Origin of the sequence: Alteromonas sp. KUL42, from assembly GCF_006538325.1 — a bacterium.
GTDB lineage: Bacteria > Pseudomonadota > Gammaproteobacteria > Enterobacterales > Alteromonadaceae > Alteromonas.
Genome location: NZ_BJKK01000004.1, coordinates 35,235 through 51,083, shown reverse-complemented (window position 1 = coordinate 51,083; position 15,849 = coordinate 35,235). Strand labels below are relative to the sequence as shown.

At 41.2% G+C, this 15,849-nt stretch carries 16 protein-coding genes; 7 read left to right on the top strand and 9 right to left on the bottom strand.

Features of this window, described 5'->3' with window-relative positions:
- Window positions 1-50 precede the first annotated feature (50 nt).
- On the bottom strand, window positions 51-1,049 hold the full coding sequence (locus EYR97_RS07460; RefSeq protein ID WP_131093223.1) for an ATP-dependent 6-phosphofructokinase: 999 nt from the start codon (window positions 1,047-1,049) through the stop codon (window positions 51-53).
- A 239-nt stretch (window positions 1,050-1,288) separates the two neighbouring features.
- Here EYR97_RS07460 and EYR97_RS07455 point away from each other — a divergent pair, with 239 nt between their 5' ends.
- Together EYR97_RS07455 and EYR97_RS07450 are read left to right on the top strand one after the other, a co-directional pair.
- Complete coding sequence (locus EYR97_RS07455; protein ID WP_131093222.1) at window positions 1,289-2,131, top strand: DUF6279 family lipoprotein; 843 nt, start codon at window positions 1,289-1,291, stop codon at window positions 2,129-2,131.
- 100 nt (window positions 2,132-2,231) lie between these two features.
- Complete coding sequence (locus EYR97_RS07450) at window positions 2,232-2,777, top strand: AAA family ATPase (protein WP_131093221.1); 546 nt, start codon at window positions 2,232-2,234, stop codon at window positions 2,775-2,777.
- A 14-nt stretch (window positions 2,778-2,791) separates the two neighbouring features.
- Here the strand turns inward: EYR97_RS07450 and EYR97_RS07445 are convergent, their stop codons facing one another.
- Window positions 2,792-4,432, bottom strand: coding sequence for a response regulator (locus EYR97_RS07445; RefSeq protein WP_131093220.1), 1,641 nt, complete (start codon window positions 4,430-4,432; stop codon window positions 2,792-2,794).
- A 143-nt stretch (window positions 4,433-4,575) separates the two neighbouring features.
- Here EYR97_RS07445 and EYR97_RS07440 point away from each other — a divergent pair, with 143 nt between their 5' ends.
- From EYR97_RS07440 to EYR97_RS07430, 3 genes are all read left to right on the top strand, one after another.
- Window positions 4,576-5,106 (top strand): VC2046/SO_2500 family protein, encoded by a 531-nt coding sequence (locus EYR97_RS07440; protein WP_131093219.1) that lies wholly within the window; start codon window positions 4,576-4,578, stop codon window positions 5,104-5,106.
- Window positions 5,107-5,301: 195 nt separating this feature from the next.
- Window positions 5,302-6,297, top strand: coding sequence for a rhodanese-related sulfurtransferase (locus EYR97_RS07435; protein ID WP_131093218.1), 996 nt, complete (start codon window positions 5,302-5,304; stop codon window positions 6,295-6,297).
- 60 nt (window positions 6,298-6,357) lie between these two features.
- Window positions 6,358-6,600, top strand: a complete 243-nt coding sequence (locus EYR97_RS07430; RefSeq protein WP_131093217.1) for an EF-hand domain-containing protein — start codon at window positions 6,358-6,360, stop codon at window positions 6,598-6,600.
- A 115-nt stretch (window positions 6,601-6,715) separates the two neighbouring features.
- Here EYR97_RS07430 and EYR97_RS07425 read toward each other — a convergent pair whose 3' ends face one another.
- The 3 genes from EYR97_RS07425 to EYR97_RS07415 form a co-directional block, all read right to left on the bottom strand.
- Window positions 6,716-8,065 (bottom strand): DEAD/DEAH box helicase, encoded by a 1,350-nt coding sequence (locus EYR97_RS07425; RefSeq protein WP_131093216.1) that lies wholly within the window; start codon window positions 8,063-8,065, stop codon window positions 6,716-6,718.
- A 111-nt stretch (window positions 8,066-8,176) separates the two neighbouring features.
- Window positions 8,177-8,830, bottom strand: coding sequence for a CoA transferase subunit B (locus tag EYR97_RS07420; protein ID WP_131093215.1), 654 nt, complete (start codon window positions 8,828-8,830; stop codon window positions 8,177-8,179).
- A complete protein-coding gene (locus tag EYR97_RS07415) occupies window positions 8,830-9,537 on the bottom strand; it encodes a CoA transferase subunit A (protein WP_131093214.1) in 708 nt (235 codons plus the stop codon). Before EYR97_RS07415 ends, EYR97_RS07420 begins: the two co-directional genes overlap by 1 nt.
- 104 nt (window positions 9,538-9,641) lie before the next feature.
- Here EYR97_RS07415 and EYR97_RS07410 point away from each other — a divergent pair, with 104 nt between their 5' ends.
- Window positions 9,642-10,535, top strand: coding sequence for a LysR family transcriptional regulator (locus EYR97_RS07410; protein ID WP_131093213.1), 894 nt, complete (start codon window positions 9,642-9,644; stop codon window positions 10,533-10,535).
- An 11-nt stretch (window positions 10,536-10,546) separates the two neighbouring features.
- On the opposite strand, the gene EYR97_RS07405 is transcribed toward EYR97_RS07410, so the two are convergent.
- The 3 genes from EYR97_RS07405 to EYR97_RS07395 form a co-directional block, all read right to left on the bottom strand.
- Window positions 10,547-11,368: an ABC transporter substrate-binding protein gene (locus EYR97_RS07405; RefSeq protein ID WP_131093212.1), complete on the bottom strand. Its 822-nt coding sequence runs from the start codon at window positions 11,366-11,368 to the stop codon at window positions 10,547-10,549.
- A gap of 36 nt (window positions 11,369-11,404) precedes the next feature.
- Complete coding sequence (locus EYR97_RS07400; protein ID WP_131093211.1) at window positions 11,405-12,163, bottom strand: hypothetical protein; 759 nt, start codon at window positions 12,161-12,163, stop codon at window positions 11,405-11,407.
- Between the two features lie 92 nt (window positions 12,164-12,255).
- Window positions 12,256-12,957 (bottom strand): sensor histidine kinase KdpD, encoded by a 702-nt coding sequence (locus EYR97_RS07395; protein WP_131093210.1) that lies wholly within the window; start codon window positions 12,955-12,957, stop codon window positions 12,256-12,258.
- A 281-nt stretch (window positions 12,958-13,238) separates the two neighbouring features.
- On the opposite strand from EYR97_RS07395, the gene cysB reads away from it, so the two are divergent.
- Window positions 13,239-14,213: an HTH-type transcriptional regulator CysB gene (cysB, locus tag EYR97_RS07390; protein ID WP_131093209.1), complete on the top strand. Its 975-nt coding sequence runs from the start codon at window positions 13,239-13,241 to the stop codon at window positions 14,211-14,213.
- Window positions 14,214-14,310: 97 nt separating this feature from the next.
- On the opposite strand, the gene EYR97_RS07385 is transcribed toward cysB, so the two are convergent.
- Window positions 14,311-15,684, bottom strand: a complete 1,374-nt coding sequence (locus EYR97_RS07385) for an L-serine ammonia-lyase (RefSeq protein WP_131093208.1) — start codon at window positions 15,682-15,684, stop codon at window positions 14,311-14,313.
- Between the last annotated feature and the right edge of the window lie 165 nt (window positions 15,685-15,849).

The window sequence follows — 15,849 nt, the reverse complement described above, 5'->3', positions numbered from 1 at the left end:
TTGTAACCCATTCGCTGTCTGACTTATAAGACAAATGTTTAGCCGAAGCATCAACTATAACGTTCATTCATTAACGTTTTCATGGTGCTTACCCTGGCTTCATTGAGCGCTTTGGTTTTACTCCATGTCTCTTCAAGTGGCACCATTACGGGGCGTTGGTTAACTTCGCCAACCATGATGTTGGTATGAGTACTACCAACCAAGCCTACTGCATATTCGCCTAACGTAGTTGCTAACAGCCTGTCTTGGCTAACTGGAGACCCTCCGCGTTGAACATGGCCTAAGGTAACGGGCCTAACATCATCAATACCATGTTGATTAAGTGCTTCGGTTAACCCAGCTAGTCCATTTGGCCATACGTTTTCAGCAACAACAATAATAAAACTGACGGTGCCTTTAAATGCCCGTTGCGCTTTAATTTGCTTAATAATTAATTCAATATCGTGTTTTTCAGAGACAAAAAACTCTGGCACTATCACGTAATCTGAAGCTGAAGATAGTGCAGCATTAAGTGCCAAGAAGCCGGCGTGGCGGCCCATTACTTCTACAAGAAATATACGCTCGAATGCATCTGCAGTGTCGCGCACTTTATCTATTGAACTCATTGCGGTATCAATAGCGGTGTAATAGCCAATGGTGGCATCGGTGCCATAAATATCATTGTCGATAGTGCCGGGTATGCCAATGATTTGCCCATCCCAGAACTGGCTTAAATGAGAGGCCCCGCGAAATGAACCGTCGCCACCGATAACTATTAGTGTGTCTATTCGCGCTTTACGCAAATTTGTTGCAGCGCAATTTGCGCCCTCGATGCTGGCAAAAGCTTTGCATCTGGCACTGTGTAAAACAGTACCTCCTTGTTGTATCAAGTTATGTGTTGAGTCTAGTGATAAAGAGATAAACTCTTGTTCTAACAGACCATTATATCCGTGCTTATAACCCACAAGTTCATGTCCTGCGCCCTTACAGGCAATAGCCACCGCGCGAATACATGCATTCATGCCTGGCGCATCACCACCAGAGGTAAGAATTGCGACACGTTTTGACACAATATTATCCTTCTAAATATCGAACCGTTTAACTTTAATGTAGTCACACTGTTTTGCTCTAACTTGTCACAAATAGTAATAGAGCGTGTTTTATTGTTATTTTGATACGACTTACGTCAATTTTCATTCAGTCTGCTCGGACTTAAAGTAGAACATAGACAATTGAAGGTAAAGCACTAAGTTGATCAGATTAACGCGTTTAGCGCTAGATATATGAACTAAGCCTTAAGGGAATCGATATGCGCATAGTTGTTGCAGTTTTACTTTTATTGTCATTGTCATCATGCAGTTCTAAATTTGCTTACAACAATTTAGATTGGTGGGTGTATTGGTATTTAGATGACTATATTGAATTGAACGATAGACAAGAAGAGCAATTTGATGATTACCTTAATAACTGGTTAAGTTGGCACAAGCGTTCGGAGCTTAATCGTTACAAAGCACATCTTGAACGGGTAAAAAAAGAGGTTACCGAAGATAAGCTCAATTACGAAACCATATTACAGCACCTTCAATCGGCGAAGTCTCATTGGGAGCGCGTGCGTGATGAAGTCAGCCCCGAACTCGCCGTTATGGCAAAAGAACTGAGTGATGAACAAGTTGTCACACTTTTCGCCGCATTGGAAAAAGACAACAAAGAAGAAGAGAAAGAGCGCGAAGAGGAGCTAAAGAAAACTGAACAAGCGCGTTTAGCAAAAAGAATAGAGCGTATCGAAGAGATGGTAGAAGAGCGGATCGGGGACTTAACAAAAGATCAAAAGCAAATCGTGTCCACTTATGCAACACAATATGTTTCTACCAGTGGCGATTGGCTAAAGTATAGAAGAGATATTCAAAATGCTGCACGCAGACTTTTTGTAACCAGAGCGACCAACACTAGCTTTGCCGACGAACTTATATATTTAATGCAGCATCCAGAAGCGTATCGCAGTGAAGCATACCAACAGGCTTCAACGCATAACTCCCAAGTCATGGCTACCATGCTTTCTGAAATCATATCCGTGTTAACGGAAAAGCAGAAGAACACGTTGATAAAACATATTGATGAATTAATTGAAACAGTCAGTCGTTTTCAACAATAAGTGTGGTTTGGTTTCTACCCAGAGCGTGTTGACCTTTGGGGCACACTTTGATGCAAAAACTTACTGCAAAGGTCAACACGCTATTGCTTAAGGCGAAATTATGAAAATCGTTATTATTGGAAATTCTGGGTCGGGAAAATCGACGTTGGCAAAAGCCTTGGTTTCAAGGTATGCACTTCCGTACTTAGATTTAGATACGTTGGCGTGGAACAATACCGTTCCTCCTTCGCGCAAACCGGTTAGTGACTCGCTAATTGAAATAATGTCTTTTACTACCGCTAACTCAGATAACTGGGTTATAGAAGGGTGCTACAGTGATTTAGTTAGTGCTCTATTCTGTGAAATATCGTCATCAAGAAGTGATACTGAAATAACACTCGTGTTTATGGACTTGTCTGCAAAAGATTGCATTGAAAATGCGAAAAATAGACCTTGGGAGCCCCATAAGTATAAGAGCAAAGCTGCACAAGATGAGAATTTAGCAATGCTGATTGAATGGATAGATAATTACGACAAACGCACCGACAGTTTATCAAGACAATCACATGATAAGGTTTTTAACGAATACGCTGGAAACAAAGTGAGAATTACTGAGCGCTTGCCTGTTGAGCGTATCATCGACTTGGTAACGAAAAGCAAAACATAAAGGACTCAAAGGAACTAAAAACCGACATACTTAGCCAATTCATCTCGCAGGTTTGTGTATTTTTCTTGGTAGGGGGCTTTAAGGTGCATTTCGTCTAATTGCTTGAACAAGCGTTTGCATTCGTTAATTAGCTTGATATCTACTTTTTCTTCAATTTTTGCAATCTGTAAAATGCACTGAAGTAAGTTTAATGCCACGCCAGTGTTAACTGGCGCAAAGCCTTGGGCAAGTGTAAATGAGGTTTTTGCACGATTATAGTCTTCTTGTTGATAGTGTTGAATGCCTTCACGGTTAAATTGTTGGTAGCTCGCAAGGCTTTGCTGGGCTTTGCTGGCTTGGGTTGTTAGCATTGAAATACTATTGGGGTCTAGCTCATTTTTTCGTTCGTCGAGTACCTTAGTTAGTGCCAATGCATCATCAAATTCGCCTAATTTGTACATTACATTGATACTGTCAGGAATAAATGCGGTTGGGAGCTCTGGGTATTTGTCGTCAAGAGCCATTTGCGAATCAACCAAGTGTCTTTTGGCGTCAATCATTTTTCCATCAATAGCACTGACCCGAGCGTTGACTATTTTGCCGAAGATATCGACATCGAAGTCTCTGTCGATTCGGTAAAGATGGTCATCAAATTTACCTCGTTGCAATGTAAGCAACGCCTCCTGTTGGTATTTATTGCGTTGTCGTTTGTCTTCAGAAAATTCTGCAACATCTAACATGGCGCGTATAATGCCACACCAATGCAAACTACTTTGATTCACTGAGCGCTTTGATAGGTCCCAGATTGCTTGACTTGAATTGGCGGCTAAAACCAAGTCTTGGTTTGCACGCGCAATATCACAGGCATTAAAATGGCGCGGCAGTGAAAACGGCGAAAGTTTGATAGCTTCCTTGATGGCTTCTAGGGCTGTTTCACCTTGCCCTTGGGCTTGAGTGGCTTGCGCGATAATATCGTGGGCATCAGCACTAAATCTATTCTTTTTAAGTGTGCGCTTCGCCACAGAAATTGCTTTTTCATACTCTTTTAATTGAAGGTAAGTTTTACCAAGTGCGATCTGTGCCCATAACACAGGTTTACCATTAATGTATTCGCTAAGTACATCGAGTGCTTTTTCAGGTTGGTTGTCGCGCCAATAGAGTTCGACCAATAACTGTTCACATTGTCCTTTGTAATGTGAAGGAGAACCCAACAACTCTTCAATTTTATCAATAGCACCATTTACATCGTTTTGCTCGAGCAGTTTGTTTGCTTCTTGCATGAATTGCCGCTTTTGCCATGCTCTGACTATTCGAGACTTTAATTGTATTTGAGAAAACGGTTTAACCAAAAAATCATCGGGCCGTCTGTCGATAGACCCTAATACAATCGGGCGAGCGCTGTCTGCGCTTATTAAGATAAAGACTGTGGTGGGGGCAATTAATTTACGTGTGCGCAGCTCTTCAACAAGTTCATAACCGTTTTTGTTGTTGGCACCTAGATGTAGGTCACATACAACGATATCAAATTTGTGCTTTCTACATAATGACACAGCCTGTTCTGCAGAGGATTTAGTCACTATGTCATTAACACCCATAGAATGCAGTAGTCCTTTCAACAGTAGTAAGAAGGGACGTTGGTCTTCTACTATTAGCACTTGTTTATTACTGAATTGCATGTCTAGTCCATGAGCGGGCAAAGCTTAACGCATATCATTATCGATAATGCCTGTTAGAGCAATAATAAGCTCAAGAAAAACATTATCTTGCCGAAAACAAAAGTATGAAATTGAAACTTCCTTTTCGAGTATAAATTGAGCCAATGGTGGATAACCAAGACACAGTGCGTCCAATAGACCCCAGTATCACATGGGAGTCAAGCGGTATTCTTGCGAATGCGTCAACGAAAGGCGCTTTGTTTTCATTATATATGGCGATGTTTGAGCATGGGCTTGCAGACCCTTTCCGCATAGAAAGCCCTAAACATGAAAAGACGCAACAGTCAGAGTTAGACAGCTTAAACCATTATCGCAGGCCGAGACTACAGGCCTCAGAGAGCGACTGGAACGCAATGTATGTGCTGTCGCAATTGATGAGTAGCGATATAGACACTGCGCGTTTGTATCAAGCTATGTACCCCCAACCGTTAGCTCAAACTGACGATAAAAACCGGCTACCAGATGATGTGATAAACAACTGTACGTTAGGCGCGCAAAAGCGAATCAAGAACCTTTATAACAATGTAATACAAGAAGATAATACGCTGTTATATGACATTATTTCTAATTCTGACACCCCGTATTCAAGCGCAAATGCTTCCAAGCAGCAGGCCACTGAATCCATTTTTGCCTGATTGATCACTTTTGATTTATCTGTTCGCTATGTATTTTTGGGTATTCCTTCCCGTCAAAAACTGTTAAATACCAAAAGCTAAGCTTACGAAAAGCCGTAATCCTTAAACTTGCTAGATTTAAAGGCTTGATTTTGCTATATTGCGCGCCGCATTTTTGCACTGGTCTTACGTTCCAATCAGCAAAGGTTAAAAACTATGTCTAAATATATTGTATGTGCGATGTATAAGTTCGTCGCGCTTGAAAATTTCAAAGAAATGCGCCAACCGCTACTTGAAGCAATGGAAGCAAACGGCATTAAAGGTACGTTACTTTTGGCTCACGAAGGTATCAACGGTACCGTGTCGGGTACGCGAGAAGGCATTGATGCCTTATTAAGCTACCTTAACAGTGATGTACGCATAAACCCCATTTCATATAAAGAATCGCTTCACGCAGAGCAGCCGTTTTATCGCACCAAAGTTAAATTGAAAAAAGAAATTGTAACTATGGGTGTAGAGGGAATAGACCCTCGCAAAACTGTGGGTACATACGTTAAGCCAAAAGATTGGAACGCGTTGATAAGTGACCCAGACGTAACGGTAATTGACACACGAAACGGTTATGAAATTGAAATTGGTACGTTTAAACATGCCATTGATCCGAAGACACAAACGTTCAGAGAATTTCCTGAATACGTCTCTAAAGAACTAGACCCTACTAAACACAAAAAAGTAGCTATGTTTTGTACCGGCGGGATCCGCTGTGAAAAATCAACGGCGTACTTGAAAGAGCAGGGCTTTGAAGAGGTGTATCACTTAGAAGGTGGTATTTTGCAGTATCTTGAAGACGTGCCAAAAGAAGAGTCTTTATGGGAAGGTGACTGCTTTGTGTTTGATAACCGCGTAGCGGTTAATCATGATTTAGAACAAAGTCACTACGAGCAATGCTATGCGTGTCGTCTGCCGATAACCGCTGAAGATAAGCAAAGCGATAAATACGAACCAGGTGTAAGCTGCCCTCATTGTTATGGCACCCATACTGAAGAACAAATCTCGCGCTTTAGAGAGCGTGAAAAGCAGGTTCAATTGGCCAAAGCGCGTCAACAGGAACACGTAGGTACAGAAGCGCGTCTTACCATGGAACAAAAGCGCCATGAAAAAGCAGAAGCACAACGCCAAAGAGCACTAAAAGCAAAAGAAAATCAAGCGTAGACACTGGCAAAGAAGGACGTTAAACTCAAGGCAAATGTAGTTGGAACATAAGGAAAGCGAGTGAGTACTCAACTTTCAGATTCAAAAATTGAAGAAATCAAAAAAGATTTCAGCTTCTTTGACCGCGACGGAAATGGTCAAATAGATTTGCCTGAGTTTATTGAACTTCTTACTATTATTTCGCCTAAAACGAAAGCGAGCCATGTGCAAGAAGGGTTCAAACTTATCGACAGTAACGATGACGGTTACATCGACTTTGAAGAGTTTCTAGAGTGGTGGCAAGAGTGCTGGTGGGAATACTAAACGCTCTTTCTATAGAAAAGTGCGAAATAGTAGGTATTAAATAAACAAAAGCGAGCTGATGCTCGCTTTTGTCGTTTTGTACAAGGCGTAAACGTAAAAAGTAATTACACACCAATTACTCGTCGTCATCATTTTCATCAGCTTGATGGGCGTCAGCTTCTTGTACTCGTGGTTTTCGCTTAATGGGCACAAAGCCAACCTCTTCGCCTATCATGGTATTTACCCGTTTTTTCACCGCAGGTTTAGCCATTTTCTTTTTAGCAGATTTATTTTGACTAGTATTGTCGCGTACTGCTTTTTTCTTTTTAGGCGCGAAACCCGAGAAGGTTGCGCTAAATTCATCATGGGCCCCACACTCTAAGGCGTATTGAAGGTGAAGCTTAAGTGCTTCGAAACTCTTCCAGTCGCGCGGTCCAATAAGCGAAAAGGCTTCACCCTTTTGTCCAGCACGACCTGTACGACCAATGCGGTGAATGTATTCATCAGCATTTTTGGGTAAATCGAAATTAACGACTAGACCAACTTTAGATAAATCTAACCCGCGAGAAGCCAAATCAGTCGTTACTAAAATACTGTGTTGACCACGGGCGAAACTACTCATTATCGCAGCTCGCTGATTTTGCGGTAAATCACCGCGAAGAGCGATAGCTTCAAGTCCTTCTTCATTTAACCAATCAGCAATGCGGTTGGTGTCTTCGCGGGTAGCGGTAAATACGATTGCTTGATTGTACTCACGCTTCGCTAGCTCAAAGCGTAAGATACTGTCTTTGTTGTCGACGTTGTCTGCAAAGAAGCATTGTTGCTCAATGTCACCGTGTTGCGCGGTTGAGTCTCCCACAGCAACGCGAACAGCACTATTGGTAAGCTGTGAGGTCATGTGGTTAAGTTCAATATTGTCTAAGGTGGCAGAAAATAGCATGGTTTGGCGTTTTCTGTGATCAGCGTATGAATTAATCATTTTGAGTTGCGCAGCAAAGCCAAGGTCTAACATGCGGTCGGCTTCATCAAATATAAGCAACTCTAAACCATTTAAATAAACACTTTTGTCTAGAAGGTGATCAGCAACACGGCCGGCTGTCCCAACAATAATATGGGGATTTCGTCGCAAAGCTTTGACCTGATCATTGTAATTTTCACCGCCCACAATAAGAGAGCAGGTTAAATTTAACCCCGCACACATAGACTTAGCTTCAATAAATACCTGTTTTGCTAATTCGCGTGTTGGCGCAAGAATTAGCGCACGTGGATCTTGACGGCTCAGTGCTTTTTGAGACATCAAACGATTAATTGCTGGCACGAGAAAAGCAAAAGTTTTACCTGATCCTGTTTTAGATGACGCAATAATATCTTTACCTTGAATTGCAGGTAACATAGTGCGTTCTTGAATCTCGGTAAGCGTTGAAATGTTCTTATTTTCAAGCTTAGCTATTATTTTATGGTGAACAGGTAAATCGGTAACTAGCAAAGGTATGCCTCTCAAAGAATAATATCCGCGCATTATCTCTTAATGATAGACATAAAGAAAGAAGAGGGCATGATATGCCCTCTAAATAATAGGCTTAACCTAGATAAAAGCCTAAAGCTTCATTTCTACGACATTGTCAGGAACAATTAGTTTACCTGCTGTCTTTGCAACAATCTCATCAATACTTACCCCTGGAGCACGCTCTTGTAGCACGAATGCGCCATCCTCTACACTTAAAACGGCTAGGTCGGTGATGATACGTGTAATACAGTTAACACCAGTAAGAGGTAGCGTACACTCTGGAAGTAATTTAGAATTGCCGTGTTTATCGGTATGGGTCATGGTAACTATAATATTTTTAGCACCTGCCACCAAATCCATTGCGCCACCCATTCCCTTGATAAGCTTACCTGGGATCATCCACGACGCAATATTGCCCGACACATCGACTTCGAAGGCCCCTAATACTGTAAAGTCCACATGACCGCCTCGGATCATGGCAAAGCTTTCTGCACTGCTGAAGATTGAGGCACCTGTGATTGCAGTAACCGTCTCTTTACCCGCATTAATCATGTCTGCGTCTACTTCGTCTTCAGTAGGATAACGACCCATGCCAAGTAAACCGTTTTCGGATTGCAGCATCACACTTATATCTTCAGGTACATAGTTAGCGGCGAGGGTAGGGATGCCTATCCCTAAATTAACATAGTCACCATCTTTGAATTCTTGCGCGACGCGCATTGCTATTTGTTCTCTCGTTAGCATTAGATTGACTCCTTAGTGACTACGCGACGTTCAATACGTTTTTCAAAAGTACCTTGAATTACGCGATTAACGTATATACCCGGGGTGTGAATTTCACTGGGTGATAATGTGCCAGGTTCAACAATTTCTTCAGCTTCAACCACAGTAATTTTACCAGCGGTAGCAGCCATAGGGTTGAAGTTCTGTGCGGTATGACGATAAACACAGTTGCCGTACGTATCGGCTTTCCATGCTTTTACGATGGCAAAATCACCTGTTATGGCGTGTTCTAAAATATGTGGTCTGCCATTAAACTCTTTAACTTCTTTGCCTTCGCCAACAGGGGTACCATAACCCGTTGCTGTGTAGAATGCAGGAATACCCGCACCACCAGCACGCATCTTTTCGGCGAGTGTCCCTTGTGGTGTTAGCTCGACTTCTAACTCGCCGTTTAAAAGTTGTGTTTCGAAAAGCGCATTTTCACCCACATAAGAAGAAATCATTTTTGCTATTTGTTTATCTTCAAGCAAAACGCCTAGGCCAAATCCATCAACACCACAGTTGTTTGACACAACAGTTAGGCCGCTTACACCCATTCGTTTGATTTGAGCAATAAGCCCTTCTGGAATACCGCATAAGCCAAAGCCACCTGCGATTACCGTCATACCACTTTCAAGTCCTGCCATGGCCTCATCATATGACGCCACAACTTTATTAAAACCTGCCATCAATATTCTCCAGCATTAATTGTTAATAATAAGTATCAACATTGTGAGCGTTTATGTAAAATCGAATTTATCTTAGTATTAATAAATTATTTTAATTAATAGTTATGGATATATCATACCGACAATTACGCGCGTTTTTAGAAGTGGCAAAGTCATCAACGTTTGCCGAAGCTGCAGTAAATTTGCATTTAACACAGCCAGCGCTGTCTTCCGCTATTAAGAAATTGGAACAGCAACTCGGAGGCCGATTATTTGAAAGAAATACGCGAAACGTAAGTTTAACCCCTGAAGGCGAGGTGCTGTTTCCAAACGCACTGCGTTTGATGCGTGATTGGGATAATACTTTCTCTGATATGCAAAATTTATTCGCAATGGCGAAAGGGCAGTTAACAGTATGCGCCATGCCATCATTTGCTGAATCACATTTACCTACTATATTAAGTAAATTCCACGATGCGGCGCCTAATGTGAATATTCGCGTGGTAGATATCGTTATGGAACATGTTATCCATGAAGTGACTACAGGGCGCTGCGAGCTGGGCTTTTCATTTGAACCAGAAAGGAAAGATGGGCTTATTTTTCAGCGTTTGTTTGCCGACCAATTTGTTGTTGTTGCCAATGCCAAACAAGCGTTGTTATTAAATGAAAAACCGAGTTGGCAAGAGTGTATTGCGCAACCCCTTGTTATGATGAATAGAGGCTCTGCGGTAAGGCAGTGGACGCAGACTGCTTTATCCGAGTTTGGTGAACCTATAATTGTTGCAGAAACGGGCCAACTATCAACACTTGGGAAGCTTATTCAACACGGATTAGGCATTTCCATAATGCCTTCTATTTGTCAAATACAAATGGAAAACCTGGGCCTTTCAGTGAAGCGGATTGAAAATGCACCTCTGATTAAAAATATTGGTCTTATTCGCAATGCTAGACGAGGGCTATCGGTATCTGCGCAGTTATTGTGGGATATTGCCGTTGAACATTATGCAAGTCAGGTCTGATATTAAGTTTACTATTCCACTAATAGACGTCTGTTAAACCATCTTTCTTTATAGATGTTAATAGCATTTTCTACTTCACCACTGATAACCATTTGCTCAAGCCTTTTATCAAATTCGTCTTTTAGATAAAGACAAGATGAACGTTTACTAAAAGCGTGGTGTACTACTGCGTTGTCAATTTCTAGGATAATTTCAAAGTGAGTTTTGAGCCCTTCATTTTTTAAGTAGCTTTCAGCGGTTTGTTTTCCTATCACAAAATAATCAATACGGCCCATTTTTAGCATTTCGAAAATTTGTGCAATCCCTTTTACCTGCATAACATTTTGGACAGAGAGGTACGCGTCAACTTTCTCACCATGGCTGTCGCCCGCATTTACAGCGCCAACTCGACCATTCAAGTCTTCTAAGTTTTTAACATCCCTTAACTCTGATGTTGCTCTTCCGTAGATAGCAATTGGGTTATTGTAAAAATGGGAGTTTGTATAATTTAGAAACTGCTCTCGCTCTGTGGTTTTTTTGAGAGCGGGGATAAGGTCTACTTCACCGCTATAGGCTTTTTGCAAAACGCGTTTCCAAGGGCCTACATATTCGGCGCGCCAAGGTACACCCATTCCCGTTAAAATACTGCCTGTAATATCGATGGACGCACCTGTAAAACGTCCGTCATCAACCCAATGGAAAGGAGCGTAGTCTGGGTGAGCTGATACAACGACTTCATTACAACTTTGGTGTGAAGATGCCAAACTACTGGCAAGCGAATGTGTGGTAAAATTACCTATGAATAGTGAGAGCGCTATAACCTTATAAGAGCATTTCCTTTGCATAGTAACCATAGTGTTTTACTAGACTAGATTCAGTAACATGTAAGGTTACCACTTCTTCTTCGGTGCAAACAATTCATCCAATTCATTTCGCTCCTCTTCTTGACGTTTTGCTCGGTCTTTTTCATTTACACTCTTCAAGTTACTTTGAATTTCATACAGCCATTCATTCAACGACGCTAACCGAGAGGTAGAATATTCGTCTGGTGGATTTTGATTCTCTAGTGCGTGTTTTGCCTTTTCAAAATATTGACGAGCAGAACCAAGCATATTGGTTTGCAATGCTGCACGGCCGCGTTTAACCAATGTCTCGACGTTTACTTTAAGCTGTAGCCGCTCTAAGCTTTTATCTTCATCCAGAAAAACCTTTGAATCAATTTGGCCTTTGCTGTGCTCTGCGCGCAAAATTACCCGTAGTTTTTTAACGGCCTGAATATACTGAATAATGATTTTGTCGTTGTCGGGTAAAGAAAATTCGTGAAGGGCGGGAGAATTTTCAGACAACGCTGTTCTAGCGGCTTCTTCAGTACTAGAAATGCGTTGCTTTAGTTCGTGAGTGCTTGAGAGTTCATTCATTATTTTTAATGCGTTTAACACGCGGTTATGAAGAATACCCACTATTCTAGAAGATATAGGCATGTTTGAGCTTGCAGATAAAACCATTTCTGTTTCATCAACAATAGTGCGTTGTTTCGCTAGCTCTGCACGCCTCTCAGCCTCTTGTTTTTGACGATGTTGCTGAATGGCATTGATAAATATTGCCGCTATGAGCAATACAACTATCAAGATGATAATAATCACGTACATGCGTGTGTTTCCGTCTTCTTTTCTGTTTTTATTTTTTACATTAGTGCTTTACGCGACCAAGTGTTTATTCTTACATTACTTATCGACTCATACTACGGTATTTTTACTTCAAATACACTTCCACCGTATTTTCCTCCATTGGAAAGAGAAATATTACCAGCTCGTTTCCCTTGTGAATGGGCATTGGCAATCAATTTCGCGAAGAAAAGCCCTAAACCAGTTCGGCCTTGGCTGAGTTCAAAATCGTTAAGGGTTTCGTGACTTTTAGTAAGCATTGCAATGGGATAACCGCTTCCATCATCCTCAACTTTGATATGGAGAAAGTCTTCCTTTATGTTGGAGCTGATCAAAATTTTTGATGTGCCATAGCGCATGGCATTAATTATGACGTCATTTAATAAAAGATAGATAAGTTCTTGGTCGAGGTACCAACTTAAATCATCGTCTATGTCGATGGCAATGTCGATATCCTTTTGAATTACATAAACGGTATTTGAGCCAACAACATCTTCTACTAGATCCTTTATGAAACTCTCGTCTACGGTGATTGGTAGGCTTTCTAACTCGGCGCGATAGAGCGATAAAACTTGGACAAGATTGGTGTTAAGGCGTGATGCTTCATAATGTACATTTGCCACTTGCTCCTGTGCATTGTGATTGTCCTGAGGTATGGCCTCGCTTAACGCCTCAATAGATTGTATGAGGAGAAACAGTGAGTTTTTCATATCGTGTACAGCAGCTGCTAGTACAGATGAAAAATCTATCGATGATGTAACTTGTTTCGAATCACTCATTGTGCTTTCTATTCATAGCTAATTTTGACATTTCACATAATGTAGAAGAATCGTCATAAACGCGAATAAAATAAGATGAAATTACGCAAATTAGTTTAGCTAACGCTGCTTTGCTTGAATTTTAATGCTAAAACCGAGGAGCACTTCATCATATTCACGTGTTAACTCACTAAAATGTCACTTTATAATGGCACTTTTGTAATAGCAACTAGTAAAAAAGGTAGTTTTGGTTATAACGAAAAGAGTATAGTGTAATCATCTCGCTTTAAAGGGTGTTTAAAATGAAACTACAACAACTACGATATATCGTAGAAGTGCTAAACAATAACTTGAATGTGTCTGCCACTGCAGAGAGTTTATATACCTCGCAACCGGGTATCAGTAAACAAGTTAGAATGCTTGAAGATGAGCTTGGCGTTCAAATTTTTGGTCGTAGTGGCAAACACCTTACACATGTAACCGACGCTGGTAATGATGTGATTAATATAGCCCGAGAGATACTCGCTAAAGTTGAGAGTATTAAAGCGGTTGCACGAGAGCACACACTTCCTGATCAAGGCAAATTGAACATTGCCACCACCCATACCCAAGCTCGCTATGCGTTACCTGACGTTATCCAAGGGTTTATGAGTAAGTACCCGAAGGTGTCACTTCATATGCATCAAGGTACACCATCGCAAATAAGCGATTTAGCAGCTAAAGGCGAGGCTGATTTTGCAATTGCAACTGAAGCACTGCATTTATATAACGATTTAGTCATGTTGCCGTGTTATCACTGGAACCGAAGTGTCATCGTAAACAAAGACCATCCTTTATCGAAAAAAGGAAGTATCGATATTAGCGATATCGCCAAGTATCCATTGGTTACGTATGTCTTCGGTTTTACTGGCCGCTCCGAGTTAGATCAAGCTTTCGAACGTGCTGGACTAACGCCAAAAATTGTATTTACAGCAACTGATGCTGATGTAATAAAAACCTATGTGCGTTTGGGTGTGGGTATCGGTGTGATTGCATCAATGGCGGTTAGTGATGAGCTTGATGACGACCTAGTTAAGATAGATGCAAGTCACTTGTTTGATTACAGCACTACAAAAATTGGATTTAGAAAAGGTTCATTTTTACGCAGCTACATGTATGACTTTATCGAGAGATTTGCGCCACATTTAACCAAAGATAAAGTGGAAAAAGCAATGATGCTTAAAAACAATGATGAAGTTGAGAAAATGTTTAAAGGCGTTACATTACCCGTCAAATAGTTTTATTCGGCGTTGTATTGCGTTTAACAAAAAGGGGCGATCGCCCCTTTTTTTAATTTTTAAGCATGTACTAAAAGAATGTGTACGCTTGCAAAAACTAACACTCGATTATGTTTACGGCTAAACCACCTCGTGCCGTCTCTTTGTACTTGGTCTTCATGTCATTCCCTGTATCACGCATGGTTTTTATTACTTTATCGAGAGATACTTTGTGCTCTCCAGTACCACGTAGTGCGAGACGAGATGCATTAATTGCTTTAATTGCACCCATGGCATTTCGCTCAATACACGGCACTTGAACTAAACCACCTACTGGGTCGCAGGTTAAGCCTAAGTTGTGTTCCATACCGATTTCAGCCGCGTTTTCAACTGATGCAGCAGTACCACCCATAATTTCAGCTAAAGCGCCAGCCGCCATGGAACAGGCAACACCAACTTCACCTTGGCAACCAACTTCTGCGCCAGATATGGACGCATTTTCCTTGTATAAAATACCTATAGCACCAGCAGTAAGCAGAAAACGACTAGCAACTTCTTCATCCACAGGGCGGATAAACTTATCAACGTATTGCATTACTGCAGGTATGATGCCCGCCGCTCCGTTTGTTGGCGCAGTTACAACACGGCCACCGGCAGCGTTCTCTTCATTCACGGCAAGTGCAAACAAATTAACCCAATCCATAGTTTGCATAGGATCATTCGTATGTTCTGTTTGTAAGCGACGATAGAGACCAGGCGCACGGCGCACCACTTTTAAGCCTCCAGGTAAAATACCCTCACTTTCAATGCCCCGTTGAATGCACGCTTTCATTACAAGCCAAATATTATGTAATTGTTGCTTCACTTCATGTTTTGGACGAAAGGTAGATTCGTTACGAAGCATAAGCGAGCTAATACTTAACCCGTTGGTTTTGCATAAATTAAGTAGCTCTTCCGCTGTTTTAAAAGGAAAAGGAACAGATGCTTGAAGTGATGCTGCATGGGCTTTGGTGGCATCAAAATCTTCATCTTTAATGATAAAACCGCCACCAATACTGTAATACGTTTGCTGTGCAAGTAACTCATCATTACCATACATGAAAAAGGTGAGTGCATTAGCGTGCTTTGGTAGTGTTTTACGTCTGTGGAACACTATGGCATTTTTATTAGGGAAGTGAACAGGTTTACTGCCGTTTAAAAGCAGTGTTTCTGTGTTTCTTATATTCTCTAGCTTAGCATCAATACTATCTACATCGACATCTTCTGGTGTTTCACCTAGAAGGCCTAAGATAACGGCTTTTCCTGTACCGTGACCAATGCCTGTTTGTCCAAGCGAGCCATAAAGCTCAACTTTAACATTGTCTATTTTTTCAAAAAGTTCAGTTTGCTGCGCCAGTTCATTAGCAAACTCAGCGCCTGCTTTCATTGGGCCAACAGTATGTGAACTTGAGGGCCCTATGCCCACACTGAACATGTCAAAAACACTGATCATAACTTTTCAAAACTTATAAGATAATAATGTGATCATGCATTTCTGCTTCACTAACTACAATACAGAAATCCTAATAATATGATTAGTTTTGCTAATGGTCATTGGTAAACAAACTTTACACTTAATTAAAAAATTACCAAAGATCAACAGCCCCTAGAGCGTAGA